We start from the raw sequence: 17,042 nt of genomic DNA, 5'->3' as shown, positions 1-17,042 counted from the left end.
TAAAAGCCTTTTGCTTACTTTGCCGTCAGCTTATCAAGAAACGCCCACAGCTTCTCATTCATTTCGCGATAATCGCAGGCACGCATCTCCTGTTCACTACGAATGAAACGCCTGCCTCTGGCGGCGCTAAGCTCCTGCTGCGAATGGGCGATCAGCAGCTCAATGACCTCAGCATCAAACTCCATGTGGCACTGGAAGCCATAAACCCGGTCGCTGTATTTCACAATTTGCCGCGGGCAGCCTTCGCTGGAGGCCATCACTTCCGCCTCCGGGGTCAGGCCTGGCATATCGTTATGCCAGTGGCCGACGACCAGCGAGGGGCCAAAATGGGCCAGTTTGTCATCCTGCAGGCCCGCGGTGGTGAGCGTGATGGGATAGTGACCCACCTCTTTTTCCGGACTTTGCATGACCGGCGCGCCCAGCGCTTCACCGATAAGCTGCGAGCCCAGGCATATCCCTACCACGATCCGTCCTGCGGCAATGGCCTGCGCAATCAAACGCTGCTCGGCGTGGCTATCAAACCAGGGGCACTCAGATAATGTCGTGCGCGGCGACTGCGGACCGCCGAGCACAACCAGCATATCAAAAGCGTTGGCGTTTTCCGGTAGCCTGTCCCCCGCGTATACCCGCGACCAGCTGATACCGTAGCCGCGCGCCTGCGCCCAGTGCAGGTAAGCTCCCGGCGCTTCAAAGACTTCATGGACGATAAAGTGGATCTGCATAGCGTTAACTCCCGTCACTGTTGTTGTAATATCTGGTATAAGTCATTGGCGAGCTTATTCATTTCATTGTCGCTGAGCGTCGCAAGCGACAGCCTCAGCCCGTGCGAAGGGGCGCGAATGCCGAACGTTTCGCCTTCGCGAACCAGCCAGCCGGCGTGCGCCAGACGGAGCGCTACCGGCTGGCTCGGCTCTTCCAGCGGGAACCAAAAATTAAGGCCGTCTCCCGGCGTCAGATGGGTGATTCCGCGGCTGGCGAGGGCGGCAATCAGCTTTTCATGCTGCTGACGATAGTGGCGCCGGGTTTCCGCCAGAGAGGCCATAAAGGTGTTGTCGTTAAGGCAGGCGATGACCAGATCCTGCAACAGATGGCTGACCCATTGGCTACCGGAATTAAGCCTCAGCCGCAGCGCCGCCGACGTGTCAGCGTCGCTGGCGACGATGGCCAGACGCAAATCTGGTCCCAGGGTTTTTGACAGGGAGCGTACCAGCGCCCAACGCTGACTTTCCGCGGCGATAGGGGAGTACCAGGGCGTGGCGGAGAGCAGCGCGAAATGGTCGTCAACAATCACCAGAACCTGCGGATAGCGGGCCAGTATTTCGCGTATTGCCCGGGCGCGGGATTCGCTGAGGCTACAGCCGGTCGGATTGTGCGCGCGCGGGGTAATAATGACCGCCCGGGCGCCGTTGCTCAGCGCCTCTTCAAGGGCCCCAGGCTGCATGCCTTCCCCGTCGACCGGTACCGGCGAAGGGCTAAAACCGGCGTAGCGCAGCATATTGATGCTGCTGAGAAAGCAGGGGTCTTCGATGGCCACGCTATCGCCGGGCAGCAGCAGGGCGCACAGCAGGCGCTCAAGCGCATCGACAGCGCCGCTGGCAAGGTTAATATCGGCATCCAGGTTCACATCGTTGTTAACCCAGCGGCTGGCCCACGCGGCCAGCCGTGGTTCAACCGCCGCATCGCCGTACAGGCGAGGCGCTGGCGCAATTGCGCCGAGATAGTGCTTGAGGTTTGCCAGGCGAGCGGGGTCGGGATTGCCGCTGGAGATATCCTTCAGCGGCGAAGAGGGATCGCCACCTTCAAGGGCGGGCAGGGTATTATGGGTTTTAATGGCGGTACCATTACGCCCCTGGCTGATAGCCAGGCCAGAGGTCACCAGTCGCTTATAGGCGGCAGCGACGGTATTGCGGTTAACCAACAGCTTGCCCGCCAGCTCGCGGACCGGCGGTAAAACATCGCCAGGCTTGAGTACGCCGCTTTGTACCAGATGGCGGATGCTATCGAAGATCTCACTGGCAGTTTTTCCAACGATCATTATTGACCTATGACAAAATGAATTTTAGCATAGGACGAATGATAATCAGAGTATGACCCGCTGTCCAGCGGGGGGAGAAAGGATGGGCCAGCAAGATGAAATACAATCGGTGCTCTTCAACGATAAAAGTCGGGCGCTTCAGGTCGATATTGTGGCCGTGCAGTCGCAGGTGGTCTACGGCAGCGTAGGCAACAGTATTGCGATACCGGCGATAAAGCAGCACGGCCTGCGGGTCATCGCGGTGCCGACGGTGCTGTTCAGCAATACGCCGCACTATGATACTTACTATGGCGGCGTTATCCCGGAAGAGTGGTTTGCCGGCTATTTAAAGGCGCTGGAGGAGCGTGACGCCCTGCGCGAGCTGCGGGCGGTAACGACCGGCTATATGGGCAGCGCCGTGCAGATTAAGCGTCTGGCGCAATGGCTGCTGCGCATTCGCGAGCAGCATCCTGAACTGTGTATTCTCGTTGATCCCGTCATTGGCGATGTGGATAGCGGTATTTACGTCAAGGCCGAGATCCCTGAAGCCTATCGTACGCATTTGCTCCCGCTGGCGCAGGGGATCACGCCCAATCTGTTTGAGCTGGAAACGCTAAGCGGTCTGCCTTGCCATAATCAGCAGGAGGCGATTATTGCCGCCCGTAGTCTGCTCTCTGATTCACTGAAATGGGTCGTTATCACCAGCGCGCCGGGAGAAAATAGCGCCACGATCAACGTGCTGGTGGTTAGCGCGCAGTCGGTCGAGGTGGTTGAACATCCGCGCGTTGAAACCGATCTGAAGGGAACGGGCGACCTTTTTTGCGCCGAGCTGGCGAGCGGCTTGGTGCGCGGAATGCCGCTGGGCGAGGCCGCCCACGCTGCCGCGCAGCGGGTGCTGGCGGTTATGACCTGGACCAATGAACAGGGCTGCGATGAGCTCATTCTTCCGCCGCATAGGGAGGGAGAATGAAGAGCTATCGTTTAGTGGTGCGTCAGCAGGGAAGAGTCGTCGGCCATTTTGAGACCACCGGCAGCGAAGCCCTTGAGGATGTCTGCGAAGTGGGATCTTTATTTGGCGCCGTTGGCGGATATCAGTGTGATTTACAGGTTTCTGACAGCGAGAAGCGGATTCTGGAAAGCGGCCCGGAAGGGATGAAAATACTTTCGCGGGAGAAGTGCTATCGGCCGTTTAAAGCGGCGAGATAAAAAAATGGCGCCCGAGAGGCGCCATTCTTCTGCGGCAAGAATTACTTCTTGATGCGGATAACCGGTGTTTCACCCACGGTTACGCTACCGGACAGTTTGATCAGCTCTTTGATCTCGTCCATGTTGGAGATAACAACCGGAGTCAGGGTAGACTTGGCTTTCTCTTCCAGCAGCGGCAGATCGAATTCGATAACCGGGTCGCCGACTTTCACACGCTGGCCTTCTTCGGCGATACGTTTGAAGCCTTCGCCTTTCAGCTCAACGGTATCAATACCGAAGTGAACGAACAGTTCAATGCCGCTATCAGATTCGATTGAAAAAGCATGGTTGGTTTCAAAAATTTTACCGATGGTACCATCTACCGGCGCAACCATTTTGTTGCCAGTAGGTTTGATAGCAATGCCATCACCCACAATTTTTTCCGCAAAAACTACATCCGGCACGTCTTCAATGTTGACGATCTCGCCAGAGAGCGGGGCAACAATCTCAATAGTTCCGGTGTCTTTTTTATCATCAGAAACCAGAGATTTCAATTTATCGAACAAACCCATGATCTTCTCCTAAGCAGTAATTTGGGCCGCGCATCTCGTGAATTAGCAGATTGTTTTTTCTTCAATGAACTTGTTAACCAGCGTCATTAACTCGTCCGTTGTCGGTTGAGCAAGAGCCTGCTCTGCTAATACTTTCGCATCTTCGAAGTTCGTGTTACGGATAATCTTCTTGATGCGCGGGATGGAAATGGCGCTCATAGAGAACTCGTCCAGACCCATACCCAGCAACAGAAGTGTAGCACGTTCATCGCCCGCAAGCTCACCGCACATGCCAGTCCATTTGCCTTCAGCATGAGAAGCATCAATAACTTGCTTAATCAGCGTCAGCACGGACGGGGACATTGGCTGGTAAAGATGTGAAATCATATCATTACCACGGTCAACTGCCAGAGTATACTGCGTTAAATCATTGGTACCGATACTAAAGAAATCAACTTCTTTGGCTAAGTGACGCGCAATTGTCGCAGCGGCTGGGGTTTCCACCATCACGCCAATCTCAATTGCCTCATCAAAAGCTTTACCTTCGTCGCGCAGTTCCTGTTTGTAGATTTCGATCTCTTTCTTCAGTGCACGCACTTCTTCAACAGAGATGATCATCGGGAACATGATGCGCAGTTTACCGAAAGCGGAAGCGCGCAGGATGGCACGAACCTGGTCGCGCAGAATCTCTTTGCGATCCATGGCGATGCGCACTGCGCGCCAGCCGAGGAACGGGTTCTCTTCTTTCGGGAAGTTCATGTACGGCAGCTCTTTGTCGCCGCCGATGTCCATGGTGCGAACGATAACCGCCTGCGAGCCGCACGCTTCGGCAACGGCTTTGTATGCTGCGAACTGTTCTTCTTCAGTCGGCAGCGAGTCGCGGTCCATGAACAGGAATTCTGTACGATACAAACCAACGCCTTCCGCGCCGTTACGTTCGGCACCTTCAACGTCGCGTACGGTACCGATGTTGGCGCAGACTTCAACCTGATGGCCGTCCAGCGTAATGGCCGGCAGGTCTTTCAGCTTAGCCAGTTCCGCTTTCTCTTCAGCGACCTGAGCCTGCAGGTTGCGCAGTTCTTCGATTTGTTGATCGCTCGGGTTAACCAGAACCTGATTATTCACCGCGTCGAGAACCAGATAATCGCCGTTTTTCACCTGGGTAGTCACGCTACCGGTGCCCACGATGGCCGGCAGTTCAAGGGAACGCGCCATGATGGAGGTGTGGGAAGTACGGCCGCCCGCGTCGGTGATGAAACCCAGCACCTTGTTCAGGTTCAGCTGTGCGGTTTCAGACGGGGTGAGGTCAGCGGCTACCAGGATAACTTCATCCTGAATCGCGCTCAGATCGATGATGGCCAGACCGAGGATGTTGCGCAGCAGGCGCTTACCGATGTCGCGTACGTCAGCGGCACGCTCTTTCAGGTATTCGTCATCCAGTTCTTCCAGGGCAGTAGCCTGACCTTCGATAACTTCATTGGCTGCCGCATCGGCAGTCATATGCTTATCTTTAATCAGGGCTATGATTTCCTGCTCAAGCTCCTCATCTTCCAGCAGCATGATGTGCCCTTCGAAGATGGCTTCTTTTTCTTCACCGAAGGTTTCACCAGCTTTGGTTTTGATGACCTCCAGCTGGGCGGAGGCCTTGGTGCGGCCATTCAGAAAACGTTCAACTTCCTGATCAACCTTATCGGCAGAAATTTTCTTCCGGTCGATGACAATTTCATCTTCTTTCAGCAGAAGTGCCTTGCCGAAAGCGATACCCGGGGATGCTAAAATGCCTGAAATCATAACCCTACCTTACTTGTGACTGATATTAAAAAGAACCCGTGAACTTACTCGAGTTCAGCCATCAGTTTTACCAGATGCTCAACTGCTTTTTGCTCGTCTTCGCCTTCGGCAGAGAGAGTGACAACGGTACCCTGGGTCAGGCCCAGAGTCTGCAGTTTGAACAGGCTTTTGGCGCTGGCGCTTTTGCCGTTGGAGGTTACAGTGATCTCAGAAGTGAAGCCTTTTGCTTCTTTAACAAACTGAGCAGCAGGGCGGGTGTGCAGACCGTTCGGAGCGGTAATAGTAACTTCTTGCTGGAACATTATATTTCCCCAACTTATAGGTTTAGTGTTGTGGACCTAAAGTTTAGCCTAACGGCCAAACTTTAGCCTGTATCGTTAGCGCCGGCATCACGTATCCGGCTCCGGCACCATCAGCGGAAAATCGCTGTGGAAACCTTCAGGCCGTTAACGTCTACCACGTCATTAAACATTATGCCGCTAAAGGAAGACTTGAACCAAATCATAAAATCGATTCAGCTTATGGAAATCCAAATCGGAATAATTTCGCGCATCGAAATAAATGTGCTGGTTAAATACCAGACCCAACGAAGTGAATCAATGCCAGGAGGGGTAAAAGTTTGATGTGCGCCACAAAAAAGCACCTGAAAAGGTGCTTTTTTACACGATATTAACAAGCTGGCATTACTGTTGCAGTTCTTTCTCGGTGAAGAGATCGGCAAACAATGCGGTGCTTAAATAGCGCTCACCTGAAGAGGGTAGGATAACCACAATATTCTTGTTGGTAAAGGCTTCATCCTCCTGCAGCTTCAGCGCAGCGGCAACGGCAGCGCCGGAAGAGATGCCGGCCAGAATGCCTTCCTCTTCCATCAGGCGACGGGCGGTGGAAATGGCTTCATCATTGGTAATAGCCACTACTTTATCCACCAGCTTCAAATCCAGGTTGCCTGGGATAAAGCCTGCGCCAATACCCTGGATTTTGTGCGGGCCTGGCTTCAGCTCTTCGCCTGCCAGCGCCTGGGCGATAACCGGGGAGTCGGTAGGTTCAACGGCAACGGTAATCAGATCTTTTTTACCTTTGGTGCCTTTGATATAGCGGCTCACGCCGGTCAGCGTACCGCCAGTACCGACGCCGGAGATGAAGACGTCGATTTGACCATCGGTATCTTCCCAGATTTCCGGGCCGGTGGTTTTTTCATGAATTTCCGGGTTGGCCGGGTTGCTGAACTGCTGGAGCAGGAGGAATTTTTCCGGGTCGCTGGCGACAATTTCTTCGGCTTTCTGGATGGCGCCTTTCATCCCCTTGGCGCCTTCGGTCAGCACCAGGTTAGCGCCCAGGGCCTTCAGCAGCTTGCGGCGTTCGATGCTCATGGTCTCCGGCATCGTCAGCGTCAGTTTATAACCGCGCGCCGCAGCCACGTAGGCCAGCGCGATACCGGTATTACCGCTGGTCGGTTCCACCAGCTCAACGCCGGGCTTCAGCACGCCGCGTTTTTCGGCATCCCAAATCATATTGGCACCGATACGGCATTTTACGCTAAAGCTCGGGTTACGAGATTCTACCTTTGCCAGGATGCGTCCGTTACCGATGCGGTTCAGTCGTACCAGCGGCGTATGGCCGATAGTCAGGGAGTTATCTTCAAAAATCTTACTCATGGCCCGTCCTTAACTGTATGAAATTTGGGAGTACGGCTTCAGCATACCCGCTTAAAGAATATGCGGAAGTAAGGATTTAGCATATCTATATTCAGAAGAGAAATAATGGCAAGCCAGAAGTAATAAGGAGCGGCATAAGCCGCTCCGAAAGCGATAGCGCTACTTCCACATGGCGTGTTTGTCACGGTAGCAATCGACCCACATCGCCGTCGCGCCGCAAATCGCGACGGGCAGGATGACCAGGTTTAGCACCGGGATCATGGTAAACAGGCTGGTCAGGGCGCCAAACTGCATATTGGTCACTTTGCGCGTGCGCAGCGCCTGACGCATCGTTTTAAACGGCACCTTATGGTTATCAAAAGGGTAATCGCAGTACTGAATCGCCAGCATCCAGGCGCTGAACAGGAACCACAGCACGGGGGCGACGGTCTGGCCGATACCGGGGATAAAGTAGAGAAGCAAAAGGACGATGGCCCGCGGCAGGTACCAGGCAAACTTCTGCCACTCGCGCTTCATGATGCGCGGAACATCTTTCAGGATGCCGAAAACCCCGACATCCGGCGGCGTCGCGCCCGTCAGGCGCGCTTCAAGCTGCTCGGCCAGCAGGCCGCTAAAGGGCGCGGCAATCCAGTTGGCGATTGTCGAGAAGAAGTAGCCGAAGACAAGCAGAATAGAAATGACCACCATGGGCCACAGCAGATAGTTAAGCCATTGCAGCCATTCAGGAACATGGCTCATCAACGAAGGGATCCAGCTGTCCAGACGCGTGAACAGCCACCAGAATGCGCCGCCCATCAGAATAATGTTGACGAGTAAAGGGAGGAATACGTATCGACGGATCCCCGGCAGCCCGATCAGCTTCCAACCCTGCGAAAAATAGTAGACGCCACTACGCGGGGTCGTTACGGATGATGAAACCATAGTCAGGTAATGCTCCTTTTTTGACATCCAGGCTGAATGCCGGGCTATTTTATCGGGTTAGCAGACAATAACCAGTTAGGAAATGTTCGAAAAAACAGCAAAAAGCACGATTTAGTTCATCTTTATGTAGTGAAAGCCCCCGACGCACTTGCACTTGATGTAATCGGCAAATACTCTTAGTGAGTAAATGTTTGCCGTGGTGGCAAGGTGTTAGAACAACAGAGAATATAATGATGCAGGATTTGCGTCTGATATTAATCATTGTTGGCGCGATCGCCATAATCGCTTTACTGGTGCACGGTTTCTGGACCAGCCGTAAAGAACGCTCCTCGATGTTTCGCGATCGCCCACTGAAACGTATGAAGTCTCGCGACGATGAAGCGTCGGAAGGCGACGACTTTGATGACGATGTTGAAGGCGTTGGTGAAGTCCGGGTTCATCGGACCAGTCATGCGTCGAATGGCGTTCATGGGGAGCATGAAGCACCTCGTCAGCCGCAGCACCAGTATCAGCCTCCTTATGAGCGTCAGGCGCAACAGCCACCTGTGCGCCCGGAAGAGCCTGTCCGTGCACCGCAGCCGCCGCAACATCAGCCCGTTCACGCCCAGGCCCCGGTCCAGCAGCCGCAGCGCGCCGTGCCGCCTCAGCAGCCGGTACAGCCGCAGCCCGTTCCGCATGTGCAGCAACCCGTTCAGCATGCGCAGCAGCCCGTTCAGCATGTGCAGCAGCCGGTTCAACAACCTGCCGCCGCTCCAGAGCCGCAGCCGGCGCCGGAACCTCAGGCCCCTGAGCCGCAGCAGGCCGCGCCGCAGCCTAAAGAGCGTAAGGAGACGGTCATCGTGATGAACGTCGCTGCGCATCACGGTTCGCAGCTCAACGGCGAGCTACTCATCAATAGCATCCAGCAGGCGGGCTTCAAATTTGGCGATATGAATATCTTCCATCGCCACCTCAGCCCGGACGGCAGCGGTCAGGTGCTCTTCAGTCTGGCCAATATGGTTAAGCCTGGCACCTTCAATCCTGACAGCATGGCGGATATGATGACGCCCGGGGTGACTATCTTTATGCAGGTTCCGTCCTTTGGCGATGAACTGCAAAACTTTAAGCTGATGCTGCAGTCCGCGCAGTACATTGCCGATGAAGTCGGCGGCGTAGTGCTGGATGACCAGCGTCGTATGATGACGCCGCAAAAATTGCGTGAATATCAAGACCGAATTCGTGAAGTGAAAGAGGCTAACGCCTGATTCATCTTCTTGCGTTTCATCTACTTATCCTGAACCCCCGCCCGTCGGGGGTTTTTTATCATTGATGGTGTGATATGGAATCGAACGAACAAAAACTGACTGAACTGCGAACCACGCTTCGCCATCATGAATATCTCTACCACGTCATGGATACGCCGGAAATCCCTGATGCGGAATACGATCGGTTAATGCGCGAACTGCGCGAGCTGGAAGCTCAGTACCCTGAGCTGATCACCCCGGACTCGCCCACCCAGCGCGTCGGTGCCGCACCGTTAGCCTCTTTTAGCCAGATTCGCCATGAAGTCCCGATGCTGTCGCTGGACAACGTTTTTGATGAGGAGAGCTTCCTCGCGTTCAACAAGCGGGTACAGGATCGCCTGAAAAATACCGATAACCTGACTTACTGCTGTGAGCTCAAGCTGGATGGCCTGGCGGTCAGTATCCTGTATGAAAACGGCCTGCTGGTGCAGGCGGCGACCCGCGGCGATGGAACGACCGGCGAAGATATTACCTCCAACGTGCGTACCATTCGCGCGATTCCCCTGAAGCTACGCGGTGACAATATTCCGCAGCGGCTTGAGGTGCGCGGAGAGGTGTTCCTGCCGCAGGCAGGGTTTGAAAAAATTAATGAAGAGGCGCGGCGAACCGGAGGTAAAGTCTTTGCTAACCCGCGTAACGCGGCGGCGGGGTCTTTACGCCAGCTCGATCCGCGAATTACCGCGAAGCGTCCACTCACTTTCTTTTGCTACGGCGTGGGCGTGCTGGAAGGCGGCGAGCTGCCTGCCAGCCACTCGGCGCGCTTGCAGCAGTTTAAGTCCTGGGGGCTGCCGGTCAGCGAGCGTGTAAAGCTCTGCCATACGCCAGAGGAAGTGCTTACTTACTATCGCCAGGTTGAAGATGATCGGCCGAAGCTGGGGTTTGATATCGACGGCGTGGTCATCAAAGTCGATTCGCTGGCGCTGCAGGAACAGCTTGGCTTCGTAGCCCGCGCGCCGCGCTGGGCGGTGGCGTTTAAGTTTCCGGCGCAGGAGCAGATGACTTTCGTGCGCGACGTTGAGTTTCAGGTCGGGCGCACTGGCGCCATCACGCCGGTTGCGCGTCTGGAGCCGGTACACGTCGCCGGGGTCCTGGTCAGCAACGCGACGCTGCATAATGCTGATGAAATCGAGCGTCTGGGACTGCGTATCGGCGATAAGGTGGTCATTCGCCGCGCCGGCGATGTTATCCCTCAGGTCGTGAACGTCGTGCTCTCAGAACGCCCGGAGGAGACGCGTGAGATCGTGTTCCCCACCCATTGTCCGGTATGTCATTCCGACGTTGAACGCGTGGAAGGCGAAGTGGTGACGCGCTGTACCGGCGGCCTGATCTGCGGCGCCCAGCGTAAAGAAGCGCTCAAGCATTTTGTCTCCCGTCGCGCCCTGGACGTTGACGGTATGGGCGATAAAATCATCGATCAGCTGGTTGAAAAAGAGTACGTGCATACGCCGGCCGATCTCTTCCAACTGACGCCGGGTAAACTCACCGGGCTCGATCGCATGGGGCCCAAATCAGCGCAGAACGTGGTGGATGCCCTGGAGAAGTCCAAAGAGACCACCTTTGCCCGTTTCCTTTATGCGCTGGGGATCCGCGAAGTCGGTGAGGCGACGGCAGCCGGTTTAGCGGCCCACTTTGGCACCATTGAGGCGCTGGAGCAGGCTTCAATTGACGATCTGCAAAAAGTGCCCGATGTCGGGATTGTGGTTGCCACGCACGTGCGTAATTTCTTTGCCGAAGAGAGCAACCGCGAAGTGATTGCTCAGCTGCGTAAAGAAGGCGTCCGCTGGCCGGCGCCGGTCGTGGTCAATGCGGAAGAGATTGATAGCCCCTTTGCCGGCAAAACGGTGGTTCTGACCGGTAGCCTGAGTCAGCTCTCCCGTGACGATGCGAAAGCCCGGCTGGTTGCGCTGGGGGCGAAGGTGGCGGGCAGCGTGTCGAAGAAGACCGACCTTGTCATCGCCGGGGAGGCGGCGGGCTCTAAGCTTGCCAAAGCGCAGGAGCTGGGAATTGCGGTGATCGATGAAGACGAAATGCTGCGTCTGCTCGGAGAGTCGCGTGGATAAAGATCAGCTTATTGAGATTGCCAACACGGAAATGCCGTTTGGTAAATACAAAGGGCGGCGCTTAATCGATGTGCCGGAAGAGTATTTGCTGTGGTTTGCCCGTAAGGATGAATTTCCCGCCGGGCATCTTGGCGAGCTGATGGCATTAACGCTATTGATTAAAACGGAGGGGCTGACCAGCCTGGTCGAGCCCCTTAAGCGCCCGCGTTAGGCTTCGGAGGCGCGGCTTTTCTCCTGCGCCTGTAACGCTTCGGCCTGGCGCTTATAGCGCCGCGCCAGCACCGCACAGACCATAAGCTGAATCTGATGGAAGATCATCAGCGGCAGAACCATTATCCCCAGGATAGAGGTCGGGAAGAGAATGTTGGCCATCGGAATGCCGTTCGCCAGGCTCTTTTTCGACCCGCAAAAGACAATCGTAATTTCATCCGCTTTATTAAACCCGCACCTGCGCGCCACAAAGACGTTAATCGCAATCACAATCGCCAGCAGCACCATGCTGACAATAACGATAAACAGCAGCGAACCGACGCCGACTTTGTGCCAGATACCGTTAACAACCGCCTCGCTGAACGCCGAATAGACCACCAGCAGGATGGAGGTCTGGTCGGTTTTCGAGATCCACTTTTTATGTTTTGCCACCCAGTTGCCAATCCACGGACGAGAGAGATGTCCCAGCACAAACGGCAGCAGCAGCTGCAGCATGATTTTGCCAACCTGCTCCAGACTCCCCCCCGCACCGTGCAGGTTCATCAACAGGCCGACCAGCAGCGGCGAAATGAAGATCCCCAGCAGGCTTGAGGCCGAAGCCGAGCATACCGCAGCCGCCACGTTGCCGCCCGCCAGAGAGGTAAACGCAATGGCTGACTGGACGGTGGCGGGAAGAATGCAGAGATAAATAAACCCGGTATAGAGCGCCGGATCGACGTTAACGGGCGCCCACCAGGCGAATAGCACGCCAAGTACGGGAAAAACGATAAACGTGCTGCACATGACCCAGAGATGTAAACGCCAGTGGCTGCCCCCGGCAACGATCGCCTCACGGGAGAGCTTGGCGCCGTGCATAAAGAAAAGCAGCGCGATGGCGGCGGTGGTTAAATGTTCAAAGAAGGGGACAAATCCGCCGCGCGCAGGAAAAAAGGAGGCCAGCAGGACGACGGTGACTAATGTCAGGGTGAATGGATCAAGAATGCGGAAAAATTTCATAAACGCTCCTGAAAATCGATGTCGCTATTGTGCTTTCTTTAGTTTGAGAAATAAAATCGATTTATTGCATCTATTCATGAAAAAAAGAGATGAATTATTCGCTACGTCAGTTGAAGGTTTTTGTGACCGTTGCTCGCGTCAAAAGCTTTAGCCGGGCAGGGGAGAGTATTGGCCTGAGTCAGTCAGCGGTAAGCCACAGCGTGAAAGAGCTGGAACATCAGACCGGCGTACGCCTGCTTGACCGAACGACGCGCGAAGTGGTGCTCACGGAAGCCGGACAGCAGCTGGCGGCCCGGCTTGAGCGCCTGCTGGATGAGTTAAACGGCACGTTGCGTGAGGCCGGGCGCGTCGGGCAGCAGCTTATGGGAACCGTGCGGGTGGCGGCCAGCCAGACCATTTCCGCCCATCTGATCCCGCAGTGCATCGCCTACAGCAACCGTCGCTATCCGGAGATAGATTTTGTTCTGCACGATCGCCCCCAGCAGTGGGTGCTGGAGAGCATCCGTCAGGGAGAAGTTGATTTTGGCATTGTTATCGACCCTGGCGCCGCGACCGATTTGCAGTGTGAGGCGGTTCTCGCTGAACCTTTCCTGCTGCTTTGCCGTTGCGATCACCCTTTCGCTAAAAGGGATGCGGTGAGCTGGCATGCGCTGCATGACCAGCGGCTGGTTTTGCAGGATTATGCTTCGGGTAGCCGGCCGCTGATTGACGCCGCGCTCGCGGGATTCGCCGTTACCGCAAATATCGTGCAGGAAATCGGTCATCCGGCCACGCTATTCCCAATGGTTGAGTCGGGGATAGGCATCAGCATCCTACCTGCGTTAGCGCTGCCGCTCCCTCAGGGAAGTCATCTGCAGGTGAAGCGGCTCACCCCGGTGGTGGAACGCCAGCTGATGCTGGCGCGGCGTAAAAACCGCTCGCTATCGACAGCCGCAGAGGCGCTGTGGGAGGTGGTGCGGCAGCAAGCTGGCCAACTGACCGCCTTACGCGAAAACGACCCCTTGTATCAGAAATGAAATCAATAGCTTTTTAATATCAAACGTCCGGGAAAACTGTATTGGTAATCGATTGCGTAGCATCGTTATAACAGCATGGTAGCCAATCACTTTATCGATCTTTCAGTTTTTAAGGACAGCTTATGAGCGACACGCTTTTCTCACAGAATCCCTGGTATAGCGCCGATATTATTCGCGGATATAAGCCGGATTTTACGCCGCGGGTGGCCTTTATCCTGGGGTCGGGTCTCGGGGCGCTGGCGGAACAAATTGAAGATGCGGTGGCGATATCTTACGAAAAGCTGCCCGGCTTTCCGGTGAGTACCGTGCACGGCCATGCCGGTGAACTGGTGCTTGGAAATCTGGCCGGCGTACCCGTTGCCTGCATGAAAGGGCGTGGGCACTTCTATGAAGGTCGGGGCATGACGGTGATGACTGACGCCATCCGGACGCTAAAGCTGCTGGGGTGTGAACTGCTGTTTTGTACTAACGCTGCCGGTTCTTTACGTCCGGAAGTGGGGCCGGGAAGTCTGGTGGCGCTCAGCGATCATATTAACACGATGCCGGGTACGCCAATGGTGGGCCTGAATGATGAGCGCTTCGGCGAACGCTTCTTCTCCCTGGCCAACGCCTATGACGCGGATTACCGCGCCGTTCTGCAGCGCGTAGCGGAGGAGGAGGGGTTTCCGCTGACTGAAGGCGTATTTGTCTCTTATCCCGGGCCGAATTTTGAAACGGCGGCGGAGATTCGCATGATGCAGATTATCGGCGGCGATGTGGTGGGGATGTCCGTCGTGCCGGAAGTCATCGCTGCCCGCCATTGCGAGCTGAAAGTGGTGGCCGTCTCAGCCATTACCAATCTGGCTGAGGGCCTCGGCGATGTGAAACTATCTCACGCGCAAACCCTGGCAGCGGCCGAACTCTCCCGGCAGAACTTTATTAACCTGATCTGCGGCTTCTTACGCAAACTGGCCTGAAAAAATAATAAATATTGACCCCGCTTGCGGGGTCTTACTTTAATGGCAAGGAACGGAAAAATGGGTATCGCCTCTCGCTTAAAACTCATGTCGTTTTTGCAATATTTTATCTGGGGTAGCTGGCTGGTCACCCTGGGTTCTTACATGATAAACACACTGCATTTCACCGGGGCAAATGTCGGCATTGTCTATAGTTCCAAAGGGCTGGCGGCCATTATCATGCCCGCCATTATGGGGATCGTTGCCGATAAATGGCTACGTGCAGAACGGGCCTATATGCTCTGCCACCTGGTCTGCGCGGGCGTGCTTCTTTATGCAACGACCGTCACCGATCCGGAGACGATGTTCTGGGTAATGCTGATTAACGCGATGGCCTATATGCCGACTATCTCGTTGTCTAATAGCATCTCCTATTCATGTCTGGCACAGTCCGGCCAGGATCCGGCGACCGCGTTTCCTCCTGTTCGCGTATTTGGCACTCTTGGTTTTATTGTCGCCATGTGGACGGTGAGCCTGATGGGGCTGGAGCTGAGCAGCGCGCAGCTGTATATCGCCTCTGCCGCGTCGTTATTACTGGCGATTTATGCGCTTACGCTACCGAAAATTGCTGTGACCGAGAAGAAACCTGGCGCCACATTGGCCACGAGGCTGGGACTGGATGCATTCGTATTGTTTAAAAATCCGCGGATGGCCATTTTCTTTTTCTTCGCGATGATGCTCGGGGCGGTACTGCAAATAACCAACGTCTTCGGTAACCCCTTTCTGCATGATTTCGCCCGCAACCCGGCGTTTGCCGACAGCTTTGTCGTACGCTATCCCTCTATTTTGCTTTCGGTTTCGCAGATGGCGGAAGTCGCCTTTATTCTCACCATTCCATTCTTTCTGAAACGCTTTGGCATTAAAACGGTCATGCTGATGAGTATGCTGGCGTGGACGCTGCGCTTTGGCTTTTTTGCCTTTGGCGATCCGTCTCCGTTCGGTTTTGTTCTGCTGCTGATGTCGATGATCGTTTACGGCTGCGCATTCGACTTTTTTAATATTTCAGGATCGGTGTTCGTAGAGCAAGAGGCGGGGGCGCATATTCGCGCCAGCGCGCAGGGGTTGTTTATGACCATGGTGAACGGTGTTGGCGCATGGGTAGGTTCGGTTCTCAGCGGCATGGCCGTGGATTACTTCTCTGTTGATGGCGTAAAAGAGTGGCAGACCATCTGGCTGGTGTTCGCGGCCTATTCATTGCTGCTGGCGGTTATTTTTGCCGCGTTCTTCAAATATAAACATGAACCTGAGAAGTTAATGAAAAAAGCGCTGACGCATTAATCCTCTTCCGCGGCGGGCACATGTTCCGCCGTTTCATTTTTTCTGATGCAGTGTGGTAACTTTGCGCATTATCTTTATGCCTCAGGAGCGCATGACCCATGGAACGCACGCATCGTATCGATCTGAAGTTATTGCGCTATTTTCTGGCTGTTGCCGAAGAGCTGCATTTTGGTCGTGCGGCGGCCCGTCTGAACATGTCGCAACCTCCGCTCAGCATTCACATTAAAGACCTGGAGCAGCAGCTTGGCACGCTGCTGTTTGTTCGCCACTCCCGCAGCGTAGCGTTGACCCACGCAGGGAAAATCCTGATGGAGGAGTCCCGTCGTCTGCTTTCCAGCGCGAATCAGGCGCTGGCGCGCGTGGAACAGATTGGGCGGGGTGAGGCGGGACGGGTAGAGCTGGGCGTGATAGGTACGGCTATGTGGGGAAAAATGCGTCCGGTGATGCGGCGTTTTTTGAAAGAGAACCCTAACGTAGAGGTGCTTTTTCGCGAGAACATGCCCGCCATGCAGATGGCGATGCTGGAACGACGCGAGCTGGACGCCGGCGTCTGGCGGATGGCGACAGCGCCTTCTCCTGGATTTACCAGCCTGCGCTTGCACGAATCCTCTTTTCTGGTGGCCATGCCGGAAGAGCATCCGCTTGTCGCGCGTAAGGCGATCCCGCTTGCGGCTTTGCGTAACGAATATTTTGTCACCATGCCTTCAATACATACCGACTGGACGTTTTTGCAGCGCGTGTGCCAGAGCGCCGGATTCTCGCCGATGATTATCCGTGAAGTGATGGAGCCGCAAACGGTTCTGGCGATGGTCAGTATGGGGATAGGTATTACGCTCATCGCTGATAGCTATGCGCAAATGACGTGGCCGGGGGTGGTGTTTCGTCCGCTGGAAGAACGCATACCGGCAGATTTGTATATCGTCTATGACCAACAGCAGGCGACGCCCGCGCTGGAGAAGCTGATTGCGGCGCTGGTGAATTGATGGTCTGTGCCGGATAGCAAGATGAAGGCCCGTGTCGGCTTTGTCTATCGCAGATAGCAAAAAAGCGCCTTTAGGGCGCTTTTTTACATTGGTGGGTCGTGCAG

17 protein-coding genes are annotated in these 17,042 nt (G+C 55.2%); 9 read left to right on the top strand and 8 right to left on the bottom strand.

Going from position 1 to position 17,042, the window contains the following annotated elements; translation table 11 throughout:
* Positions 1 to 14 precede the first annotated feature (14 nt).
* Positions 15 to 722 (bottom strand): type 1 glutamine amidotransferase, encoded by a 708-nt coding sequence (locus ABLV30_RS23660; RefSeq protein ID WP_048260624.1) that lies wholly within the window; start codon positions 720 to 722, stop codon positions 15 to 17.
* 14 nt (positions 723 to 736) lie between these two features.
* On the bottom strand, positions 737 to 2,035 hold the full coding sequence (ptsJ, locus tag ABLV30_RS23655) for a transcriptional regulator PtsJ (RefSeq protein ID WP_265801325.1): 1,299 nt from the start codon (positions 2,033 to 2,035) through the stop codon (positions 737 to 739).
* An 82-nt stretch (positions 2,036 to 2,117) separates the two neighbouring features.
* On the opposite strand from ptsJ, the gene pdxK reads away from it, so the two are divergent.
* Both pdxK and ABLV30_RS23645 read left to right on the top strand, forming a co-directional pair.
* Complete coding sequence (gene pdxK, locus ABLV30_RS23650; protein WP_025106636.1) at positions 2,118 to 2,984, top strand: pyridoxine/pyridoxal/pyridoxamine kinase; 867 nt, start codon at positions 2,118 to 2,120, stop codon at positions 2,982 to 2,984.
* Positions 2,981 to 3,220 carry a hypothetical protein gene (locus ABLV30_RS23645; protein ID WP_004104337.1) on the top strand — a complete coding sequence of 80 codons (240 nt, stop codon included), beginning with the start codon at positions 2,981 to 2,983 and terminating at the stop codon, positions 3,218 to 3,220. Before pdxK ends, ABLV30_RS23645 begins: the two co-directional genes overlap by 4 nt.
* A 41-nt stretch (positions 3,221 to 3,261) precedes the next feature.
* Here the strand turns inward: ABLV30_RS23645 and crr are convergent, their stop codons facing one another.
* The 5 genes from crr to cysZ all read right to left on the bottom strand — a co-directional run bounded on the left by crr (position 3,262) and on the right by cysZ (position 8,117).
* Entirely contained in the window at positions 3,262 to 3,771 is a 510-nt protein-coding gene (gene crr / locus ABLV30_RS23640; RefSeq protein ID WP_000522253.1) for a PTS glucose transporter subunit IIA, read from the bottom strand.
* Between the two features lie 42 nt (positions 3,772 to 3,813).
* Positions 3,814 to 5,541 carry a phosphoenolpyruvate-protein phosphotransferase PtsI gene (gene ptsI / locus ABLV30_RS23635; RefSeq protein WP_004852999.1) on the bottom strand — a complete coding sequence of 576 codons (1,728 nt, stop codon included), beginning with the start codon at positions 5,539 to 5,541 and terminating at the stop codon, positions 3,814 to 3,816.
* A gap of 44 nt (positions 5,542 to 5,585) precedes the next feature.
* Positions 5,586 to 5,843 (bottom strand): phosphocarrier protein Hpr, encoded by a 258-nt coding sequence (gene ptsH / locus ABLV30_RS23630; protein WP_002913505.1) that lies wholly within the window; start codon positions 5,841 to 5,843, stop codon positions 5,586 to 5,588.
* Between the two features lie 381 nt (positions 5,844 to 6,224).
* Positions 6,225 to 7,196, bottom strand: coding sequence for a cysteine synthase A (gene cysK, locus ABLV30_RS23625; protein ID WP_025106638.1), 972 nt, complete (start codon positions 7,194 to 7,196; stop codon positions 6,225 to 6,227).
* 159 nt (positions 7,197 to 7,355) lie between these two features.
* A complete protein-coding gene (gene cysZ, locus ABLV30_RS23620) occupies positions 7,356 to 8,117 on the bottom strand; it encodes a sulfate transporter CysZ (protein WP_009654873.1) in 762 nt (253 codons plus the stop codon).
* A 230-nt stretch (positions 8,118 to 8,347) separates the two neighbouring features.
* On the opposite strand from cysZ, the gene zipA reads away from it, so the two are divergent.
* From zipA to ABLV30_RS23605, 3 genes are all read left to right on the top strand, one after another.
* The gene (gene zipA / locus ABLV30_RS23615; RefSeq protein ID WP_032720511.1) at positions 8,348 to 9,361 is read left to right on the top strand and encodes a cell division protein ZipA; all 1,014 of its coding nucleotides are present in this window, start codon (positions 8,348 to 8,350) and stop codon (positions 9,359 to 9,361) included.
* A 74-nt stretch (positions 9,362 to 9,435) separates the two neighbouring features.
* Positions 9,436 to 11,460, top strand: a complete 2,025-nt coding sequence (gene ligA, locus ABLV30_RS23610) for an NAD-dependent DNA ligase LigA (RefSeq protein WP_048260628.1) — start codon at positions 9,436 to 9,438, stop codon at positions 11,458 to 11,460.
* Positions 11,453 to 11,671 (top strand): DUF3820 family protein, encoded by a 219-nt coding sequence (locus ABLV30_RS23605; protein WP_064374459.1) that lies wholly within the window; start codon positions 11,453 to 11,455, stop codon positions 11,669 to 11,671. Before ligA ends, ABLV30_RS23605 begins: the two co-directional genes overlap by 8 nt.
* Here the strand turns inward: ABLV30_RS23605 and ABLV30_RS23600 are convergent.
* Positions 11,668 to 12,666 (bottom strand): bile acid:sodium symporter family protein, encoded by a 999-nt coding sequence (locus ABLV30_RS23600; protein WP_004852990.1) that lies wholly within the window; start codon positions 12,664 to 12,666, stop codon positions 11,668 to 11,670. The genes ABLV30_RS23605 and ABLV30_RS23600 overlap by 4 nt on opposite strands.
* Before the next feature lie 89 nt (positions 12,667 to 12,755).
* Here ABLV30_RS23600 and ABLV30_RS23595 point away from each other — a divergent pair, with 89 nt between their 5' ends.
* The 4 genes from ABLV30_RS23595 to ABLV30_RS23580 all read left to right on the top strand — a co-directional run bounded on the left by ABLV30_RS23595 (position 12,756) and on the right by ABLV30_RS23580 (position 16,938).
* Complete coding sequence (locus ABLV30_RS23595) at positions 12,756 to 13,682, top strand: LysR family transcriptional regulator (RefSeq protein WP_014230310.1); 927 nt, start codon at positions 12,756 to 12,758, stop codon at positions 13,680 to 13,682.
* 122 nt (positions 13,683 to 13,804) lie between these two features.
* Entirely contained in the window at positions 13,805 to 14,638 is an 834-nt protein-coding gene (xapA, locus tag ABLV30_RS23590) for a xanthosine phosphorylase (RefSeq protein WP_014230309.1), read from the top strand.
* Between the two features lie 60 nt (positions 14,639 to 14,698).
* The gene (locus tag ABLV30_RS23585; protein WP_014230308.1) at positions 14,699 to 15,955 is read left to right on the top strand and encodes a nucleoside permease; all 1,257 of its coding nucleotides are present in this window, start codon (positions 14,699 to 14,701) and stop codon (positions 15,953 to 15,955) included.
* 98 nt (positions 15,956 to 16,053) lie between these two features.
* Complete coding sequence (locus ABLV30_RS23580; RefSeq protein ID WP_032750841.1) at positions 16,054 to 16,938, top strand: LysR family transcriptional regulator; 885 nt, start codon at positions 16,054 to 16,056, stop codon at positions 16,936 to 16,938.
* Positions 16,939 to 17,042: the final 104 nt, after the last annotated feature.

Origin of the sequence: Klebsiella sp. CN_Kp113 (genome assembly GCF_040064585.1) — a bacterium.
GTDB lineage: Bacteria > Pseudomonadota > Gammaproteobacteria > Enterobacterales > Enterobacteriaceae > Klebsiella > Klebsiella michiganensis.
Note: the sequence above shows the minus strand (reverse complement) of the source record. Positions and strands in the feature narration are given on the sequence as shown.